Annotated in this window: 21 protein-coding genes; 7 read left to right on the plus strand and 14 right to left on the minus strand. The window is 70.1% G+C overall.

Annotation, left to right across the window (positions count from 1 at the left end; all coding sequences use genetic code 11):
- Positions 1 to 35 precede the first annotated feature (35 nt).
- The 3 genes from ilvD (at position 36) to ACAG25_RS03755 (ending at position 3,346) form a co-directional block, all read left to right on the plus strand.
- On the plus strand, positions 36 to 1,733 hold the full coding sequence (gene ilvD, locus ACAG25_RS03745) for a dihydroxy-acid dehydratase (RefSeq protein ID WP_370486962.1): 1,698 nt from the start codon (positions 36 to 38) through the stop codon (positions 1,731 to 1,733).
- Between the two features lie 241 nt (positions 1,734 to 1,974).
- Complete coding sequence (locus tag ACAG25_RS03750; RefSeq protein ID WP_370486963.1) at positions 1,975 to 2,475, plus strand: DUF2243 domain-containing protein; 501 nt, start codon at positions 1,975 to 1,977, stop codon at positions 2,473 to 2,475.
- Positions 2,476 to 2,524: 49 nt separating this feature from the next.
- Entirely contained in the window at positions 2,525 to 3,346 is an 822-nt protein-coding gene (locus ACAG25_RS03755; protein WP_370486964.1) for a nitroreductase family protein, read from the plus strand.
- 5 nt (positions 3,347 to 3,351) lie between these two features.
- Here ACAG25_RS03755 and ACAG25_RS03760 read toward each other — a convergent pair whose 3' ends face one another.
- From ACAG25_RS03760 to ACAG25_RS03790, 7 genes are all read right to left on the minus strand, one after another.
- Positions 3,352 to 3,792: an SRPBCC family protein gene (locus tag ACAG25_RS03760; RefSeq protein ID WP_370486965.1), complete on the minus strand. Its 441-nt coding sequence runs from the start codon at positions 3,790 to 3,792 to the stop codon at positions 3,352 to 3,354.
- A 40-nt stretch (positions 3,793 to 3,832) separates the two neighbouring features.
- Positions 3,833 to 4,249, minus strand: coding sequence for an SRPBCC family protein (locus ACAG25_RS03765; RefSeq protein ID WP_370486966.1), 417 nt, complete (start codon positions 4,247 to 4,249; stop codon positions 3,833 to 3,835).
- A gap of 16 nt (positions 4,250 to 4,265) precedes the next feature.
- Complete coding sequence (locus ACAG25_RS03770) at positions 4,266 to 4,925, minus strand: O-methyltransferase (protein WP_370486967.1); 660 nt, start codon at positions 4,923 to 4,925, stop codon at positions 4,266 to 4,268.
- Between the two features lie 10 nt (positions 4,926 to 4,935).
- Positions 4,936 to 5,424 (minus strand): TIGR04338 family metallohydrolase, encoded by a 489-nt coding sequence (locus ACAG25_RS03775; RefSeq protein ID WP_370486968.1) that lies wholly within the window; start codon positions 5,422 to 5,424, stop codon positions 4,936 to 4,938.
- Positions 5,421 to 6,173 carry a DUF2786 domain-containing protein gene (locus ACAG25_RS03780; protein ID WP_370486969.1) on the minus strand — a complete coding sequence of 251 codons (753 nt, stop codon included), beginning with the start codon at positions 6,171 to 6,173 and terminating at the stop codon, positions 5,421 to 5,423. The genes ACAG25_RS03775 and ACAG25_RS03780 overlap by 4 nt, the downstream gene beginning before the upstream one ends.
- 79 nt (positions 6,174 to 6,252) lie before the next feature.
- Positions 6,253 to 7,236, minus strand: a complete 984-nt coding sequence (locus tag ACAG25_RS03785) for an alpha/beta hydrolase (RefSeq protein ID WP_370486970.1) — start codon at positions 7,234 to 7,236, stop codon at positions 6,253 to 6,255.
- Complete coding sequence (locus ACAG25_RS03790; RefSeq protein WP_370487384.1) at positions 7,233 to 8,075, minus strand: lysophospholipase; 843 nt, start codon at positions 8,073 to 8,075, stop codon at positions 7,233 to 7,235. Before ACAG25_RS03790 ends, ACAG25_RS03785 begins: the two co-directional genes overlap by 4 nt.
- A 52-nt stretch (positions 8,076 to 8,127) precedes the next feature.
- Here ACAG25_RS03790 and ACAG25_RS03795 point away from each other — a divergent pair, with 52 nt between their 5' ends.
- The 4 genes from ACAG25_RS03795 (at position 8,128) to ACAG25_RS03810 (ending at position 12,610) form a co-directional block, all read left to right on the plus strand.
- The gene (locus ACAG25_RS03795) at positions 8,128 to 9,150 is read left to right on the plus strand and encodes a sigma-70 family RNA polymerase sigma factor (protein WP_370487385.1); all 1,023 of its coding nucleotides are present in this window, start codon (positions 8,128 to 8,130) and stop codon (positions 9,148 to 9,150) included.
- A gap of 69 nt (positions 9,151 to 9,219) precedes the next feature.
- On the plus strand, positions 9,220 to 9,981 hold the full coding sequence (locus ACAG25_RS03800) for a pirin family protein (RefSeq protein WP_370486971.1): 762 nt from the start codon (positions 9,220 to 9,222) through the stop codon (positions 9,979 to 9,981).
- On the plus strand, positions 9,959 to 11,272 hold the full coding sequence (locus ACAG25_RS03805; protein ID WP_370486972.1) for a sorbosone dehydrogenase family protein: 1,314 nt from the start codon (positions 9,959 to 9,961) through the stop codon (positions 11,270 to 11,272). The genes ACAG25_RS03800 and ACAG25_RS03805 overlap by 23 nt, the downstream gene beginning before the upstream one ends.
- A gap of 288 nt (positions 11,273 to 11,560) precedes the next feature.
- A complete protein-coding gene (locus tag ACAG25_RS03810) occupies positions 11,561 to 12,610 on the plus strand; it encodes a phosphodiester glycosidase family protein (protein ID WP_370487386.1) in 1,050 nt (349 codons plus the stop codon).
- On the opposite strand, the gene ACAG25_RS03815 is transcribed toward ACAG25_RS03810, so the two are convergent.
- Genes ACAG25_RS03815 through ACAG25_RS03845 form a run of 7 tightly spaced genes read right to left on the minus strand, consistent with a single transcriptional unit; the run spans position 12,607 to position 18,500 of the window.
- Positions 12,607 to 13,368 carry a fructosamine kinase family protein gene (locus ACAG25_RS03815; RefSeq protein WP_370486973.1) on the minus strand — a complete coding sequence of 254 codons (762 nt, stop codon included), beginning with the start codon at positions 13,366 to 13,368 and terminating at the stop codon, positions 12,607 to 12,609. The genes ACAG25_RS03810 and ACAG25_RS03815 overlap by 4 nt on opposite strands.
- A complete protein-coding gene (locus ACAG25_RS03820; RefSeq protein ID WP_370486974.1) occupies positions 13,365 to 14,039 on the minus strand; it encodes a YoaK family protein in 675 nt (224 codons plus the stop codon). Before ACAG25_RS03820 ends, ACAG25_RS03815 begins: the two co-directional genes overlap by 4 nt.
- Before the next feature lie 10 nt (positions 14,040 to 14,049).
- Positions 14,050 to 14,823, minus strand: a complete 774-nt coding sequence (locus tag ACAG25_RS03825) for a mammalian cell entry protein (protein ID WP_370486975.1) — start codon at positions 14,821 to 14,823, stop codon at positions 14,050 to 14,052.
- Positions 14,790 to 15,359, minus strand: coding sequence for a mammalian cell entry protein (locus ACAG25_RS03830; protein WP_370486976.1), 570 nt, complete (start codon positions 15,357 to 15,359; stop codon positions 14,790 to 14,792). The genes ACAG25_RS03825 and ACAG25_RS03830 overlap by 34 nt, the downstream gene beginning before the upstream one ends.
- Complete coding sequence (locus ACAG25_RS03835) at positions 15,356 to 16,333, minus strand: RDD family protein (protein WP_370486977.1); 978 nt, start codon at positions 16,331 to 16,333, stop codon at positions 15,356 to 15,358. The genes ACAG25_RS03830 and ACAG25_RS03835 overlap by 4 nt, the downstream gene beginning before the upstream one ends.
- The gene (locus ACAG25_RS03840) at positions 16,330 to 16,968 is read right to left on the minus strand and encodes a hypothetical protein (protein WP_370486978.1); all 639 of its coding nucleotides are present in this window, start codon (positions 16,966 to 16,968) and stop codon (positions 16,330 to 16,332) included. The genes ACAG25_RS03835 and ACAG25_RS03840 overlap by 4 nt, the downstream gene beginning before the upstream one ends.
- A complete protein-coding gene (locus ACAG25_RS03845; protein ID WP_370486979.1) occupies positions 16,938 to 18,500 on the minus strand; it encodes an MCE family protein in 1,563 nt (520 codons plus the stop codon). Before ACAG25_RS03845 ends, ACAG25_RS03840 begins: the two co-directional genes overlap by 31 nt.
- Positions 18,501 to 18,502 lie beyond the last annotated feature (2 nt).

The following is an 18,502-nucleotide window of genomic DNA, read 5'->3' on the forward strand; positions in this document are numbered from 1 at the left end:
TTGGCCGGGGCAAACACCGGGCGCATAATCGACAGATGCCCTCAGGACCAGACATCAAGCCCCGCAGTCGTGACGTCACCGACGGTCTGGAGAAGGCCGCCGCGCGCGGCATGCTCCGCGCGGTCGGTATGGGTGACGACGACTGGGCCAAGCCGCAGATCGGCGTCGCGTCGTCATGGAACGAGATCACTCCGTGCAATATGTCGCTGCAGCGCCTGGCGCAGGCCGTGAAGGGTGGTGTGCACGAGGCCGGCGGTTTCCCGCTGGAGTTCGGCACGATCTCGGTGTCCGACGGCATCTCGATGGGTCACGAAGGCATGCACTTCTCGCTGGTCTCGCGTGAGGTGATCGCCGACAGCGTCGAGACGGTGGTTCAGGCCGAACGCCTCGACGGCACGGTGCTGCTGGCCGGTTGCGACAAGTCCATCCCGGGCATGTTGATGGCCGCGGCGCGCCTGGACCTGGCGTCGGTGTTCTTCTACAACGGCTCGATCATGCCGGGTGTCGCCAAGCTGACCGACGGCAGCGAGAAGGAAGTCACCATCATCGACGCCTTCGAGGCGGTCGGCGCCTGTGCGCGCGGGCTGATGTCGCGTGAGGACGTCGACATCATCGAACGCGCCATCTGCCCCGGCGAAGGGGCCTGCGGCGGCATGTACACCGCCAACACGATGGCCTCGGCCGCTGAGGCGCTCGGCATGTCGCTGCCCGGTAGCGCCTCCCCGGCGGCCATCGACAAGCGCCGCGACGACTACGCGCGCCGGTCCGGCGAGGCCGTCGTGGAGATGTTGCGCCGCGGTGTCACCGCCCGGGACATCCTGACCAAGGAGGCGTTCGAGAACGCGATCGCCGTGGTGATGGCGTTCGGCGGCTCCACCAACGCGGTGCTGCACCTGCTGGCCATCGCCTACGAGGCCAACGTGAAGCTGGCGCTGGAGGACTTCACCCGCATCGGGCAGAAGGTGCCGCACCTGGCCGACGTGAAACCGTTCGGCCGGCACGTGATGAAGCACGTCGACGAGATCGGCGGCGTGCCCGTGGTGATGAAGGCACTGCTGGATGCCGGTCTGCTGCACGGGGACTGCCTGACGGTGACCGGACAGACGATGGCCGAGAACCTCGCCCACATCGAGCCGCCGGACCCCGACGGCAAGGTGCTGCGCGCGATGAACAATCCGATCCACCCCACCGGCGGCATCACGATCCTGCACGGATCGCTGGCCCCCGAAGGCGCGGTGGTGAAGTCGGCCGGCTTCGACTCCGACGTGTTCGAAGGCACCGCACGGGTTTTCGAGCGGGAACGGGCAGCGCTGGACGCACTCGAGGACGGCACCATCACCCACGGCGACGTCGTCGTCATCCGCTACGAGGGGCCCAAGGGCGGCCCGGGCATGCGCGAGATGCTGGCGATCACCGGCGCGATCAAGGGCGCCGGGCTGGGCAAGGACGTGCTGCTGATGACCGACGGCCGGTTCTCCGGCGGGACCACCGGTCTGTGTGTCGGGCACATCGCCCCGGAGGCCGTGGACGGCGGACCGATCGCGTTCGTCCGCGACGGTGACCGCATCCGGCTCGACGTCGCCAACGGCACGCTGGACATCCTGGTCGACAAGGACGAATTCGAGGCCCGCAAGGCGGGATTCGAGCCGCTGCCGCCGCGCTACACCACCGGCGTGCTGGCCAAGTACACCAAGCTGGTGGGCTCGGCGGCCGTCGGCGCGGTCTGCACCTAGATCAGCTCCTGATCAGCGCGACCCTCGCCGGTGATGGGCTGGTGGGCATTGATTCTGCGCTGAGGGCGGAAAAGCACGAATACAAGCCGCCGCCACCGCAGTCCCGATGCGAGCTCGCGGTCGAGCCTGCGCTGAGGGCGGAAAAGCATGAGTACAAGCCGCCGCCACCGCAGTCTCAACGCTGTGGAGCACGACACGGGCCAGCGGGTTTACCCGCTCGATAGACGGGCACCGAAAGCACATGGCTGACAACAAGCCGAGCGTGTGGCCGGGCCTGCTGCTGGGTCTCGGCTTCGGGGGTTTCGTCGACGGCATCGTGCTTCACGAGATCCTGCAGTGGCATCACATGGTCAGCAGCGCCGAGTCCCCGGACACGCTGAGCGGCCTGCAGCACAACGTCATGGCCGACGGGTTCTTCCACGTCGGCACGTGGCTGCTGGTGATGGCCGGATCGATCACCACGGTGGTGTCCTGGCGGCGCGGCCGACTCGCCCCGAGTTGGTCCTTCCACTTCGGGCTGCTGCTGGCCGGCTGGGGGATCTTCAACGTCGTCGAGGGCACCGTCAACCATCTGCTGCTGGGCGTCCACCATGTGCGCGACGACCTGGGCGCACCGTTGTCCTGGGACATCGGGTTCCTGGCGTTCGGGGTGCTGCAGATCGTCGCCGGCTGGCTGCTCTACCGCCACGGCGTCGTCCGGTTGGTCACCGAACCGTCAGCGGCGGCGCGTTCCCGGCGCTGATCTGCCCATAGAATGTCGCCATCGGGCGGACTTCAGGTGGAGGTGAGGCGTGTCCGAAGCGTTTCCCGACGCCGCGACACTGGACCGCGTGCTCGACCTGGCCGCGCGTGCCCCGTCGGTCCGCAACACGCAGCCGTGGCGGTGGCACGTCGACCGCCACGGGGTCCAGCTGTTGGCCGACTGGGAGCGCGGTCTCGGCACCAGCGACGCCGACCGGCGCGATGTGGTGCTCAGCTGCGGTGCGGTCCTACACCACTGCGCAGTGGCGTTCTCCGCCGCCGGATGGTCCAGCCGGATCCACCGCTTTCCCGAGGACGGACTGCTCGCCACCATCGCCCTCGAGGAGCGGGCCCCAGGCGACGGCAGCCTCGAGCTTGCCGAGGCCATCGTGCGCCGCCGCTCCGACCGGCGGCCCTACCGCGGCGCGCTGCCCACCGGCACGCTCGAACTGCTGACGCTGCGCGCGGAGCGTTTCGGCGTGCGGGTGGCCGTGGTGCCCGGCATCCGGTGGGCCCGGCTCGGCGAGGTCGAGTTCGCGCTGCGCTACGGCGACGACGCGGCCGGGCATGCCGGTGACGACGCCGTGATGCTCGTGCTGGCCACCGAATCCGACGACGACGCAGCGAGACTGCGGGCCGGCGAGGCGCTCAGCGACCTGACATTGGCAGCGGCCGCCCTGGGTCTGGCCTCGTGTCCACTGACCGAACCCCTGCGCGACGCGCGCAACCGCCTGGCGCTGGCCTGCGAGGTGTTCGACGCCGAGGCCCACCCGCAGGCGTTGATCCGGGTCGGTGTGTCCGCGGCCGATGATCCGCTGCCGCCGGTGGACCGTCGATCCGTCGCGGAGACAACGACTTTCGGCCTGAACTGAGCCGGTCAGCGGCCGCGTACCGAGAGCACCCGCTTGCGCAGACCTTTGGTCGCGGTGTCCATCAGCCCTTGGGCACCCTTGCGGATCAGGAACCCGGGCAGCGGCACCGTCGTCTCGACCGTCAGCTCCAGCCGCACACGGGTGCGGTCCCCGTCGGGGATCAGGGTGTAGCGGCCGTTCTGCGCCTTCTGTTGTGAGGCACTGACCAGCGTCCAGCTGACGCCGTCGTCGTGCACCTCGTAGTCGAGTATCTGCTCGTCGCTGATGCCGACGATCTTGACCACTTGGCGGGACCGCTTCGGCCGTCCCTGTTCGTCGCGTTCGAGGATCTCGACCCGCTCGTGGGCCGACGACCAGTCCGGCAACGTCTCGAGGTCGTAGAGCACGGCGAGGATCTCCTCCGGCGTTGCCTCGATGACGATCTCGCGGGACTCGGTGATGGCCATGCCGGCGATTAGCCCACCGGCGCCAGGTCGAAACGCGCCGTCACGGGCGTCCACCCGCGGGCGGCGACGCCGCCTTGTTCTCCCCGGCCTGCTCGACGGCCATCTTCTCGATCCGCCGCAACGCCTCGGCCAGCACCGGCAGATACGCCGGCGCCCACAGCGGCGCACTCATCCAGGCCCGGCAGCGCTGTCCGCCGGGTTCGACGCCGTGGCGGGTGGCCGGGACTCCCGCCACGCGCCAGCCCCACATCCGTCCCGGATCCAATTCGCTGATGGTGAACGGCAACGGCACCCCGACCGGTGTCCACACCCGACCGGTGGTCCCCAATTCGAAGCCGGGCCCGTCCAGCGAGGCACCCGACACCGTGGGGCCCCAGCGTGGCCAGGCATCGAGGTCGACGAGGATCTGCCACACGGTGTCCGCGGGCGCCGGGATGTCTCTGCTCACCGTCCACATTCCGGCGGTGTACCCACTACGTGACGATCGCGATCGCGAAACCGTCCCAGCCTTTGGTCCCGACCGTCTGGATCGCCGCGGTGTCCAGGCGCGGGTGGGCGCCCATCATGTCGAACATCGCGCGGATGGCGTGGGCCTGCTGGTCGTCGGGTCGGGGGTCGAGCACCCGGCCGTTGCGGGCGATGTTGTCGACGACGACGACGGTGCCGGGGGCGCCGAGCTCGACGGCCCACTCGACATAGGCGACGTTGTTCTCCTTGTCGGCGTCGATGAACACCAGACCGAACGGTTGCCCGCCGCGCAGGGTCGGCAGAGTATCCAGTGCCGCACCGACTTTGATGTCGACGCGGTCGGCCACCTCGGCACGTTCCAGATTGCGGCGCGCGACCTCGGCGTGGGCCGGTTCGAACTCCAGCGTGGTCACCGACCCGTCGGTGCCGACCGCCCGCGCCAATGCGATCGTGCTGTACCCGGCCAGCGTGCCGATCTCCAGCACGCGGCGGGCGCCCGCGATGCGCACCAGCAGCGACAGCAGCTTGGCGTGCTGCGCCGAGACCTCGATGGGCGGCATGCCCGCGGCGTCGGCCGCTTCCCGGGCGGCGCGCAGCGCGTCGTCTTCGGTGTGCAGAACGCGGGTGAACAGTTCGTCGAGCGAACCCCAGTCGGGCGAAGTCACGACTTCGACGCTACTGCACGCCTTCTCGCGCGTACACCACCCGCAGCACGTGCTCGACCTCGGCGCCCATCACCGTCCCGGCCAGTTCGCAGAACGTCGCGACGAACTGGCGTCCGTGCGGTGGTTCGACGTCGCACAGGTGGTGCGCGATCTCGTGAAGCACCACCAGCTCTCGCAGCGCCCAGCCGCTCCGGTCGTCGGGCACCGCCACCACCGCGTGCTCGCCGCGTTCGTAATGGGCTGCCCTGGCTCCGCGGCGCGGACGCACCCGCAGCGGCGCAACGCGTGGCCAGCGCTGCCGTACCGCCGGCGACGCCAGCACCTCGTCGACATAGGACTGCACGGCCGCGGCCGAGGCGAACCTGGCCTCCGGCGGCAGAGTCAATGTGGTGCCGAAGAACTCGACGACCGGGTTGCCGCGTTGTGCGGCCCGGTCGAACATGGTGCGCACGAATTCCTCTGCGGCATAGACCTTTGCGCGCTGACTGTCGCGAGTCACCGCTCCAGCGCCGAGCGCGCCCCCGCCAGCTCGCCGTCACCGCCCAGCCGGGCCCGCCGTCCCGCGCGGTCCCCCGCGCGCCGCGCCGCCGAGGAATACCCGGCCGTGGCACTGGTGGCCCGCCAGGTCCCCCGGGCCCGCGAGGCCTGGCGGTAGTAGTCCTTCAGCTCGAGGTCCTTGTTGCGCAATGCGATCGCGGTGCCCGGCACGCTGGCCGGGCCCGCGGTGGCTTCCTGTCGGGCCTGCTCGCGGGCCTCGGCGAGCCGTTGACCCACGCGCGCACCGAACGCCAGCTGGAAGTTGATCCGGGCGGTGATCGTCGGGGTGGGCCGGTGTGCACCCGAGGCGATGTACTCGTTGGACGCCCGCACCATCTGCATCACCAGGCTGGTGTAGAGCCCATGGGTGGTCTCGATGTCCTCCGCGAAGCCGTAGGCGTAGACGAACGTCGAGTTCGACGCGACGTCACATTTGACGTCGTTGGCCGCACCGATCAGCACGAACAGCTGCACATAGGTGCGCAGCCCCCGGGTGCCGGCCTCGCCGATGGTGACGGTGCGCTGCACCGGGGTCTGGGCTGCCGTGCGTTGCGCGCTGTGACTGCGCGCGACCGCCAGGTCGATCGACGTCGCGGTGGCCAACCGCTGCGCAGCGGCCATGAACGCCTCGGCTTCGTGCGGGTTGTCGGTGCCCTCGGCCTGGCGCAGCAGCGCGGCGATCCGGGCCAGCATCTTCTCGTCGGTACTCATGTCGACGACCCTAGGGACCGGCTACGACGTGGCAGCGGCAACCGACTCTCCCATCCCCACAACCGAATCCATGCACAGCTCACTTGGCGGCGAAACCGGCCACGGCATCGACGACCTGAGAGGAGAGGGGCTCCTTCTTGGCGTAGTTGGCGATGCTGTCGGTCGGGTCGTCACGCAGCACGTGGTTCACGCCGCGCAACTCCACGACCGTCAGGTCGGTGTGCCGCAGCGCGTCGGCCAGCGGGCGCACGGCCGAACACAGCGCCTGGCTGTCGGCGTCCGAACACGTCAGCAGCACCGGGGTGCCCGCGGGCACAGCCGCCGCCAGGGTCAGCGGGTCGATCCTGTCGGCCTCGGCCACCGCGGCCACGTTGCCCGGGTTCACGATCGCGGTCAGACCGTCGGGCAGGTCGGTCGGCACCGTGCCGGTGGTGCGGATCTGCTCGACGGCCGTACGCCAGGTCTCCACGGTCTCCGGTGCGCCGTCGGCCTCGACCCGGCCGGTGATGATGTCGAGATAGCGTCCGGGCAGTGGTTGGAACAGGGCCAGCGAATGGACCTTCGGGGCGTCGGGCGCGGTGTCCCCGGCCAGCCTCATCGCGTGGATGGCGCCTTCTCCGAGCCCGTACACCGTCAGCCGTTCGGTCCCGGGTTGCTCGAGGAGGAACTTCGCGGCGCCGCGCGCTCCTGAGGTGTAGACGGCGCTGACGACGGCCTGCGGGTCCTCGGCGTAGGGGCCCAGACCGGTGCGGCCGGTGCCGACCTTGTCGTAGCGCAGGCTGGCCACGTCGTGCTCGGAGAGCAGTTCGGCGAGCTGACGCATGTTGCCGATGGGCCCGGCCACCTGGTTGTCGCCGTTGCGGTCGGTGTTGCCGCTCTCCGAGATCAGCAGCGCGGCCGGGCCGGGCTGCTCACCGCGGTGGCGGTAGGTGCCGTGCACGGTCAGCCCGTCGGCGTCGAACGTCACCTCGTCGTCGGTCCAGGACTGGCTCTGCGGTTCCGAGGAGCAACCTGCGACCACCAGGACGGCCAGCGAAGCCGCCAGTGCCGCAACAACTCTCACAGCTTGGACTCGATCCAGGCGGTGACGTCGTCGAGGACGACGACCTGCTCGGGTTCGTTGAACACCTCGTGGTAGAGGCCGGGGTAGACCTTCAGGTTCACATCGGTCGAGCCGACGCACTCCACCAGGCGTCGGCTGCCCTGCACCGGGATCAACCGGTCGTCCTCACCGTGGACGACCAGCAACGGCGCGGTGAGCGCGGCCGCCCGGGACGGCATCGTCTCGCCGACGCCGATCAGGCCCCGCGCCACCCCGGCCGGCAGCTTGCCGTGGTGGACCAGCGGATCGGCCTCGTAGGCGGCGACGACCAGCGGGTCGCGCGACACCGCCGAGGCCGGCAGGTTCTCCACCGGCAGACCGGGCGCGACGCGGCCGACGAGCTTGGCCAGCGCGACCTTCACCCGCGACACCGACGACGCGGCGTCCACCGCGGGCCCCGACAGCACCATCGCGTGGTAGTCGTCGGGATGCTCGACGCCGTAGGCGAACACCGCCGCCCCGCCCATGCTGTGGCCGACGACGATGCGTGGCAACTGCGGGTGCTCGCGCGCGGCGATACCGACGAGGGTGTGGAAGTCGGCGGTGTACTCGGAGAAATCGCGCAGGTACACGCGTTTGCCGCCCGAGCGGCCGTGACCGCGGTGATCGAGTGCGTAGGTGATCAGCCCCGCCGCGCCGAATCGTGCGACCACGTGGTCGTACCGCCGGGCGTGTTCGGCGTAGCCGTGGGCGAGGACGATCACGCCGCGGGCGGCGCCGGTGGTGGGCGTCCACACGTCGTAGACGATCTCCACCCCACCGACGCCGGTGAATCTGTGTTCGCTGTGGGTCACGGCCATCGCGGCCAGCCTATCGGTCGTCGCGGTCATGGCTGCTGTTCGGGCGCTGTGTTTGTCGGTGCGACTGCGTAAGCTGCTTTGCGTGACCGTTTCGGCAGTTCAGCGGAGCACCGAAGACGATTTCCTCGCCGATGCCCAGCAGTACCGGCGGGAGTTGTTGGCGCACTGCTACCGGATGACCGGGTCACTGCACGACGCCGAGGATCTGGTCCAGGAGACCTTCCTGCGGGCCTGGAAGTCGTATGCGAAGTTCGAGGGCAAGTCCTCGGTGCGCACCTGGCTGTACCGCATCGCCACGAACACGTGCCTGACCGCGTTGGAGGGCCGGCAGCGCCGACCGCTGCCCAGCGGGCTCGGGCAGCCGGCGTCGGACCCGTCGGGCGAGATCTTCGACCGTCACGAGATCACCTGGCTCGAACCGCTGCCGGATGCGCCGCGGGAGGATCCGTCCGATCCGTCGGTCATCGCGGAATCCCGCGAGTCGGTGCGCCTGGCGTTCATCGCTGCGCTGCAACACCTTTCGCCGAGACAACGCGCGGTCCTGGTGTTGCGCGAGGTACTGCAGTGGAAGGCCGCGGAGGTCGGCGAGGCGATCGGCACCTCGACCGCCGCGGTCAACAGCCTGCTGCAGCGGGCGCGGGCGCAGCTCGAAGCGGTCCAGCCCGACCCGGACAATCCCGTGGTGGCGCCGGACTCCCCCGAGGTCGCCGACCTGTTGGCGCGCTACACCTCGGCGTTCGAGGACTACGACATCGACCGTCTCGTCGAACTCTTCACCGCCGACGCCATCTGGGAGATGCCGCCCTTCGACGGCTGGTATCAGGGCCCGCGGAACATCGTCACGCTGTCCAAGACGCACTGCCCGGCCGACAAGGCCGGCGACATGCGGTTCCTGCTCACCACGGCCAACGGCCAACCGGCCGCGGCGCTGTACATGCTCAACCCGCAGACCGGCCGCCACGAGGCGTTCCAACTGCATGTGCTCGACGTCCGCTCCGGCGGCATCGCGCACGTGGTGGCGTTCAAGGAGGACGGGTTCTTCACCAAGTTCGGCCTCCCCGAGGTTCTCGCCTGACAGAGCAGCGACGTTGTCGGCGACTGCTCCTTTACCTAGGCTGGCGGCGTCTCTTCGAGGAGTGATCCCATGACCGCCAGCATCGTCGACATTCGGCGCGCCGCGGACCGCGCCGCCACCACCATCGACTGGCTGGACTCCCGGCACTCCTTCTCCTTCGGACACCACTACGAGCCCGACAACACCCACCACGGGCTGCTGCTGGTCAACAACGACGACGTGGTTGCGCCGGCGGCGGGGTTTGATACCCACCCGCACCGCGACATGGAGATCGTCACGTGGGTCCTGCGCGGCTCGCTGGTGCACCAGGACTCGACCGGTAACTCCGGGGTCATCTACCCCGGGCTGGCGCAGCGCATGTCGGCGGGCCGCGGCATCCTGCACTCGGAGAAGAACGACTCCTGGACCCTGACCGGCGAGCAAACCCACACCGAACCGGTGCGCTTCGTACAGATGTGGGTCGCCCCCGACGACACCGCACTCGACCCCGGTTACCAGCAGCTCGAGATCGACGACGCGGTGCTCGCCGAAGGTCTGGTGACCATCGCCTCGGGTATGCCGCAGCACCGCGACACCACCGCGATCACCATCAACAATCGGCACGCGGCGCTGCACGGCGCGCGGCTGTCCGCGGGCCAGGTCGTCACCCTGCCCGAAGCGCCCTACCTGCACCTGTTCGTCGCGCGGGGCGCCGTCACCCTCGAGGACGCCGGCGCGCTGCGAGAAGGCGACGCCGTCCGGTTCACCGCATCCGGCGGCCAGCGGGTCAGCGCGGTGGAGCCGGCCGAGATCCTGATCTGGGAGATGCATGCCAGTATCGGTGCGCCGTAACGGTTTTGCGGTGCTGGCGCTGTGCGCCGGATTGGTCGCCGGGTGCGGGCAGGCGCCGCCGCAAGACCCGCAGCCGCCGGCCGCGTCCCCGGCGTCGACGTCGGCCGCCCCGGCCGCCGGCGCCGAAACCGTCACCGCCGACGTGCCACCGGCGTTCGCGCAGGCACCGTTCGACGAGCCACGGCAGGCGGTCGTACCCCGCGGCTGGACACTGTCGGTGTGGGCGCGCACCGCCCGCCCGCGCCTGGCCGCGTGGGCACCCGATGACAGCCTGCTCGTGTCGGTGCCGAGCGCCGGCACCGTGCTGCGGTTCACCCCGCACGGTGGGACGGGACAGGAGTCCGTCCTGCTCGACGGGCTCAATCAGCCGCACGGGCTGGCCTTCGACGGCACCACGCTCTATGTCGCCGAGAGCGATCAGGTGGTGGCCTACGACTACGCCGACGGCACGGCGACCGGGCGACGGGTGATCGCCGGCGGGCTGCCCGACGGTCGCAGCCCCGACCTGCGCGGCGCCTACGCCCACGCGCTCAAGAGCGTCACCGTCGGCCCCGACGGGGCGGTGTACTTCTCGATCGGCTCGACCGGCAACATCTCCGCCGAGGACCGAACCGCCGATCCCCCACGCGCGACGGTCATGCGCGTTCCGTCGGGCGGCGGACCGGCCGAACCGTTCGCGACCGGGGTGCGCAACGGCACCGGTCTGGCGACCGCGCCCGACGGGTCGATCTGGACGGCGGTCAACGGCCGCGACAACGTCGCGTTCCCCGAACCCGGCCCGGATTACGGCAAGGTTCTCGACGCCTACGTCGGCGAGCATCCGCCCGAGCAGATCGCCCGCCTCACCCCCGGCCGGGAACTGGGCTGGCCGTACTGCAACTCCGACGGCGGCCCGGCCGACCTGGCGTTCATCCGCGACGTCCAGACCAACCCCGACGGCGCACAGATGGACTGTGCGGCGCTGCCGCCGGTGGAGCAGTCCATGGGAGCGCACTCGGCGCCGCTGGGGATGGCTTTCGTCGACGGCGCACTGCCCGAGCCGTACACCCGCGGTGCGCTGATCGGCGTGCACGGTTCCTGGAACCGACAGCCACCGCGCGAGCCCGAGGTGTCGTTCTTCCCCTGGCGCGACGGCACGCTCGGCGGTCAGCAGACCCTGCTCGGCGGCTTCCAGTCCGACGACGGGTCCCGCTGGGGACGTCCGGTGGCCGCCGTCGTCGGGCCCGACGGCGCGGTGTACGTCACCGACGATGCCGCCGACGCGATCTACCGTCTGGCGCCACCCGCCTGATCTGTTTGCTCATTGCGGTTGTTCGCGCTCTGCGGCGCACTGCTGCCGCGGCGGCGCCGGTTCGCCGCCCCCTCGTTCTTCCACCTCTCTTGCCACACTAATCACATCTGTAACTGGCAACGCCCGTTTTCCGTGATTCACGTGAAACATTGCCGCGACCAGGCTGTGATCAAAGTTGACAGTGGTGTCAATGTGATTAGTGTGGTTTTGCTTGGATTGTTTGCTGACGGGTGGACGTGAGGAGTTCCGGTGCACCGTATCGCCGCCGCTTCCCGTCGTGCCGTCACCATGGGGCGGGCCCTCGGTGTGGTCGTGGCGCTGACCCTCGGCTCCGTCCTGACCGCCGCGGGCGCCTCGGCCGCCACCGCGCGTGAGTTGCTGGCCGCCGCGATCGCCAACACCCGCGGGTCCTACCTCGTGTACAACTTCGGTTCTGGTTTCCCCGTGCCGATGCGCAACGCAGCCGGCGACTGGTACGAGATGAACAACGGCGGACGGTTGATGATCATCAAGGCCGCCTCCGCACGGCTCGCGCCGCGCCTACTCGCCGACTCGCACACCGGCTACCAAGCCCGCTGCGAACGGGATCCCCGCGTCCGCACCTCCGAAGGGCTGTGGCAGGCCTCCGAGATCTACTCGCCGCTGCAGGCTTGGCAGGCACTCGGGCAGCCGACCATCGCGATCAACGCGAACTTCTTCGACGTGCGCGGGCAGCAGGGCGGGTCGTGGAAGACCACCGGCTGCAGCTCGCCGCTGGGCGCCTACGTCGACAACACCGGCGCTCTGGGGCGCACCAACACCAAGGTCACCGGCACGCTCGCCTATGCGGGCAAGCAGGGGCTGTCGGGCGGCAACGAGAACTGGATGGCGCTGTCGACGATGATCCTGCCGGTCAAGGGCGCCCCGTTCGTCGTTCCGCCCAAGAGCAAGGACGACTACGACGCGGCCACCCCGGTCGTGGCCGGACTGATCGAGAAGGGCACCCGATTCGTCGCGGTGGCCGGCATCGGGCTGCTCGCGCCCGGGGACACCGGCCAGCTGCACGATCCCGGCCCCAGCGCCGCCCGCACGGCGCTGGGCTACGTCCGCGACCGCGACGAGATGTATGTGTTCCAGGGCGGCAACTACACCCCCGACCAGATCCAGGACCTCTACCGCGGGCTGGGCAGCGACACCGCGGTGCTGCTCGACGGCGGCGGGTCCTCGGCGATCGTGCTGCGCCGCGACACCGGCGGCATGTGGGCCGGCGCCGGATCTCCGCGCGGGTCGTGCGACACCATGGCGGTGCTCTGCGACTCCCGCGAGCGTGCGCAGCCGGCGTGGCTGGCGTTCGACTAGAGCATCGACAGCGCAGCCGACCGTGTCGGCTCGATGTAGCCCGCACCGAACAGCACGACGTGGGCCAGCAGCGGGTAGAGCTGGTGCAGGCCGACGCGGTCCCGCCACCCGGGACGTAACGGGTGCTCCTGCTGGTATCCGTCGAGCACGGCGTCGAGACGCGGACACCCGAACAGCGCCAGCATCGCCAGGTCGGTCTCGCGGTGACCTCCGTGCGCGGCGGGGTCGATCAACACCGCGCCATCGGCGGTCCACATGACGTTGCCGCTCCACAGGTCGCCGTGCAGCCGGCACGGCTGGTCATCGTCGTCGAATTCCCCGGCGCGACAGCGCGATACGACGTCCTCGACAGGCTCGATGGTGGCCGGGTCCAGCGACGGTGCGGCGCGCCGCAGCATCGGGGTCAGCCGGTGCGCGGCGTAGAAGGAGCCCCACGAGGTCGCGCGGGCGTAGCTCATCGGCAGCGGCCGCTGCAGCGGACCGAAGAACCCCTTCTCCTGCGTCCACCCTGTCGGCGGCGCCCCGAACCCGTCCGCGCCGGCGTCGTGGGTGCGCGCGAGGCGGGTGCCGAATTCGCGTGCCGCCGCGGCGGTGGGGGCCACGCTGGTCAGGCGCTGCAGGGTCAGTGCGTGGTCGTCGACGTGCAGGACGGTCACGCATGGCACCCCACCGGGCACCGAAAGCCATTGCAGGCCCGCGGCTTCGCAGGCGAAGAACCCCGACGGGGCGCTCGCGCTGCGTTTGACGAAGGGCATCACCGCGCGCCGCCGAACCAGAAGATCGCTGCGGCGACCGTGACGAGCACCGCGGCCAGGCCGATGATCGGCGCCACCGTGACCAGCGTCAGCGTCGCGCCCACCACCGCCCCGGCGCACATCGTCAGCACCACGGTGTAGCGCAGCTTCTCGCCCTGCCCGGTCCCGCCGGCCACCCGGCTGTCGAACCCCAGTCCGACGATGGTCTGCGTCAGCACGGTGGTGGACAACTCCTGGATTCCGAATTGGCGCGCGGTGGCGTTCTGGATCCCGAACGCCACGGCCAATCCGGCGATCAGATACAGCTTGGTGTTGTCGTGGTAGTCGAGCACCCCGGTACCGGCCAGCACCGCCAGCACCGCGAGGATGGCCACCTCGGTGCCCAGCGCGACGGCCAGCCACCGTCGGACATCGTGGTCCAGGTGGCGCGAGAAGCGGCCCCCGGCAACGGTTCCCAGCACGAATCCGCCGAATGCGACCACGGCGGCGGTCAGGTCGACACCGGAATGGGGCACGAACCAGAACCCCAGGAAGATCACGTTGCCGGTCATGTTGGCCACGAACACGTGGCCCAGCACCAGCACGCTGACCGCGTCGATCAGACCGGTCGTGAAGGTCAGCAGCAGCAGCGCGGTGACCGTCAGCCGCCGCGAGACCGGAGACTGCAGCGCCACGGCTGACCGATCAGAGCTGCGGCGTCAGGTCGAACGTGGTGATGGTCGACATCCGCGTGATCAACCACTCGCCGCCGTCGCGCTGCATGGTCAGCCGGTAGGACAGATAGCGCAGCGACGGGATGTTCTTGGTCACCGGGCTGGTGGCCACCGAGTTGGTGTAGACGATCGCCGTGGCCTCGTTCGGAACCCCCTCGGGCGCCAACGATTCCACCGCCGCGCCCATCACCTGGGTCGTGTTGGACACCTGGGCCTGTTTGTTCGGTTCGACGATCGCGTCGATGTAGCGGCGGTACTCCTCGGCGAAGTCGCCGCCGAGGAACACCGACGCCCGGTCGGCGAGGGTGTTCATGTCCTCGGGCGTGTAGGTCCACAGCGTGGTGATCGCGTCGGTCGCGGTGCGCGCGACGGTGTATTTCGTCTCCACGAGCGCCCGGTGCATCAGGTACGGCTGCACCGCGGCGCCGGCGTATCCGGCGGCGCCGACGAAGGCCACCGCCGCGAGCGCGGCCGCGATCAAGGCGCGTCGGCCTGCCGGGCGGTGCTCGACGAGCACCACGTCGTCGGGTTCGGTCGGCGGCTCCGATTCGGCAACCTCCGATTCGGAAGCATCCGCTTCGGCAGCCTCCGACTCGGAAGTATCCGCCTCGGCCGCATCGGGCTGCGCCGGGTCCGGACCCGTGGAATCCTGTTCCGGCGCCGTGGTTTTGGGCTGTCGGGCCGCCTTGCCGACCGGCGTCTTGGCGGTGGTCAGATCACCTGGATCAGGTTGCTGATCTTCCACTGCTGTCCTTCCCTGATCGTCGTGGCGATCCACCGGCTTCCGCTCTCGATGGTGGTCTTGCCGTCGGGCAGCCTCGAGGTGACCTTGGTGGCGACCAGCACGTCGGCGCTGCCGTCGTCGTTCCAGCGCTGCACGCCGGCGGCGAGCACCTCTCCGGTCGACGGCTCCGATCGCGCCACCTGCACCAGGATCTCGTTGACCCGCGCGTTGAAGTTCTTCGCGAACTCGCCGGTCGCCTCGGCTGCGACGCGGTCGGCGTAGGCGTTGGCGTCGAACGGGTCCAGGCTGGTGTACATCGTCATGAACTCACGCGCGTACCCCAGCGCGGCGGCTTCGGCCACATCGGCGCGACGGTCGCCCTGCTGGCGCACCAGCATGAACGTGGCCGCGCCGATGGCCGCCGCGATCACCAGCGTGCACACGACGCTCACCACGGCCAGCCCCCAGCGGCGCTTCCGCGCGGGCGGGGCCCGGAAATAGTCGCCGCCGACGGACTCGGCGGCGGTCTGTTCGTCGAGGCGGCGCCGCGGACTCACTGACCGGCCTGACTCATCTGCGGCGCCTTGAGCACCGTGAGGTTACCGATCCGCCATCGGCCGTCGGATCTCTCGAACTCCACCCGCACAGTGGCCGTGACGAACTTCAGGTCCTGCGGGTTGTCCCCGCGCTGGCCCTGCAGCGCCACCAGCATCGCGGCGCGATCAGGTGTGACCGGGGGGTCGGTGAGCACAGCGCTGCTGACCGCCCAGAACTCGTTGGTGGTCGCGCCGGCCTTCTTGACCGCGTCCTGCTGAGCGGTCAACTGCTCGCGGTAGGTGTCGGTGGTCAGGTCTCGGGCGCGGGCGAAGTCCTCGTCGACGGAATCGCTGCCGTAGCTGAGCATCTGCTCCACGATGCGCGGCCCCTGGTCGGCCAGGTAGGCCCGAGCGTCGTCGATCGCCTGTTCCTGCCGGTACACCGTGCCGTAGCCCAGGCCGGTGGCCGCCGCGCACAGCACCGCCGCGCCGATCAGGACCCCGGCGACCACGCGGCGCATGTCGCGACTCGGAGGGTCGACGCGCTGCACCTCGGTGCGTGCGAGCAGGTCGGCGAAGGTGCGACGGCGCCGGTCCCACAGCGGCCACAGCCAGCCGAGCATCAGGGCACCGGTGTCGAGCAGATGCGCGAGGTCGCGGGCGGCCAGACGCAGCACACCCACGTCGGCATCGTCGGGGCGGCGCACCGCGATGCCGAACAGCGCGCGGCCCACCGTCCACCCGGTGGCCACGGGCGCCACCAGCCGGTTGACGGCGATCGCCAGCACCGAGGCGGCGAAGCCCACGACGAACACCCACCGCGTCCACGAGTCGGCGGCCACACCCAGGGCCAGCACCGCCATCGTCGCGGCCACCCCGAGCGGGACGAGCACGTCCACGGCCAGCGCACCGGCACGCGCCGGCCAGGACGCGAGTTCGCGGCCCTCCGGGACCGGAACGGCCGAGGTGTCCGCGGCGTCGAGCAGGACCGTCACGAGGTGACCTGATCGATCTTCGAGATCCGGTAGCGGCCCTCGTCGTAGGCCATCGTTGCGCGTAGGCGGTAACCGACCTGCTGGTCGGCGGCCTGCGCGTTGGTGATCCGGACGCGGACCGCGACCAGCACGTTGACCGTGCCGTCCTCGTTGTGCCGCTCGACGGCGGCGCGCAGATCGTCGACCTTCACCGTCGCGTCCGCGGCCTGGTACGCCTCGGCGAGCACGCTGCTGTACAGCCCGGCCTGGACTCCGAACTCGCCGGTCGAACACTCCAGGATCGCGGTCTGCGCCGCGGCCATCGCCGCGGTGTCGGGCGCCTGGGTGGCCGCGACGCATTCCTTGGCCGCGGCGAGGGCAGCCTCGTCGGCGCGGGCGATGTCCTCGGCGCGGTCGTTGGCGCGGTGGGCGAGATATCCGCCGACTCCGGCGCCCGCGGCGAGCAGGACCAGCAGGACGCAGACCGCGGCGGCCCACCCCTTGCCCAGCCGTGCGGGACGGCGGGTGGTGTGCTGGTCCGGTGACGCGTCACCGGATGTGGCGGCGGGAGTCTCCGGCGATGTAGTGAGCGCGTCGTCGACCGAGCCGGTTTCGGGGTCGGGGATCAGCCGGCTGGTGCCAGCATCTCCTTCCATCCGTCGTCTCCTGTGTTGCTCGAGCTGTTGACGTTGTACCGGACACCGTCCGGTCCGACCACCTCGCCTGAGCTCGGGCTGTATGCCGCGGTGCTTCCGGGCGGCCCCTGAGCCGGGGTGTAGGTGCACGGGTTGGGCTGTTGCCCGCTGCAGCTGACGGTACCGGAGCCCGGCGCACTGACCGGGTCGCTGGTGGGTGCCAGCCGTTCGGGCGGCGGCAGCTTGTCGGCGGGCAGCGGGTTCATGCCGTTGTTGATCGACGGCGCCGGGATCACCCGGCCGGGGTCGACGCCCTGGTCGCAGCGCGCGCCCGGTGCGGGGCAGGACAGGATCTGGTTCGGGTCGCCGTACCACGGGTTGGTGCCCAGCGGGACGTACGGCTCGTCGCTGCGGCACTCCTGCGGGGTGGCCGCACGCTTGCCGGGCACGTCGGCGCAGGGATAGTTGCGCGCTCCGCGCACCGCGTTGCCCTGGTAGTCCTTCGGGATCTTGCAGTAGGTGCCCGACGGCAGCGGCGCGGTGCTGGTGTCGGCGGGCGACCGCCACTCCGACGCCGGCAGGAATCCGGTCATGCACGGCGGCGGCTGGTTGATCGACAGCCCGAAGTGCAGCAGGCCGCCGTCCTCGAAGATCGACCCCATCTGCAGCAGCGACGCACCCTGCGGATAGATCACCAGCGTCTGCTCGAGACCTTTGTTGTAGCGCTTGAGCATGTCCGAGACGACCGCGAGGTTGGCCAACGTCTGCGGCAGTGCCTCACGTACGTCGCTGAACACCGTGGTCACCTGGTCGAGGGTCGGTGCCGCCTGGGACAGTCCGCTGCGCAGCGACGCGTCCTCGCGGGCGGCCTGCGCGGCGATCCGGTTCAGGTTGCGCGACCACGCGGCGATCGCGTCACCCGAGTCCACCTGGCTCTGCAGGATCGGCGCCGAGTTGGCGATGATGTCGTTGACCTGGGGCAGGTTGTCCCGGAAACCTCCTGCGAGGTTGGTGGTGGAGTCCACCAACCGCTGCAGCGCCGGTCCCAGACCGCCGACGGCCAGCGACGTCTCGGTCAGCAGCGTGTCGATCTTCTCCTTCGGCAACACCGCCAGACCCTCGTTGGCCGCGTCCAGCGCCGGACCGACCGGAGCCGGCACCGTGCTGTCGGTGATCGTCTGACCCGGGCTCAGGTACTGATCGGAGTCACTGTTGGGCACCAGGTCGAGGTACTGCTCGCCGATGGCCGACACCGAGTGCACGTTCGCGGTCACGTCGACCGGGATCTTGTAGCGGTTGTCGATGCTCATCGTCGCCCTGGCGCCGGTCTCGGTCGGTTCGACCGCCGTGACCTTCCCGATCTGGGTGCCGCGGTAGGTGACGTTGGAGGTTTCGTACAAACCACCCGATCGGGGCAGTTCGGCGTGCAGCGTGTACTGCCCGATGCCGGCCAGGCTCGGCAGGCGCAGGTAGTACAGACCGAGCACACCGAGCGCGATCACGGTCAGGATCGTGAAGATGATCAGCTGGATCTTGACGAAGCGGGTCAGCATCG

It is taken from the genome of Mycobacterium sp. pV006, assembly GCF_041287115.1.
In the GTDB taxonomy this organism is placed as follows: domain Bacteria; phylum Actinomycetota; class Actinomycetes; order Mycobacteriales; family Mycobacteriaceae; genus Mycobacterium.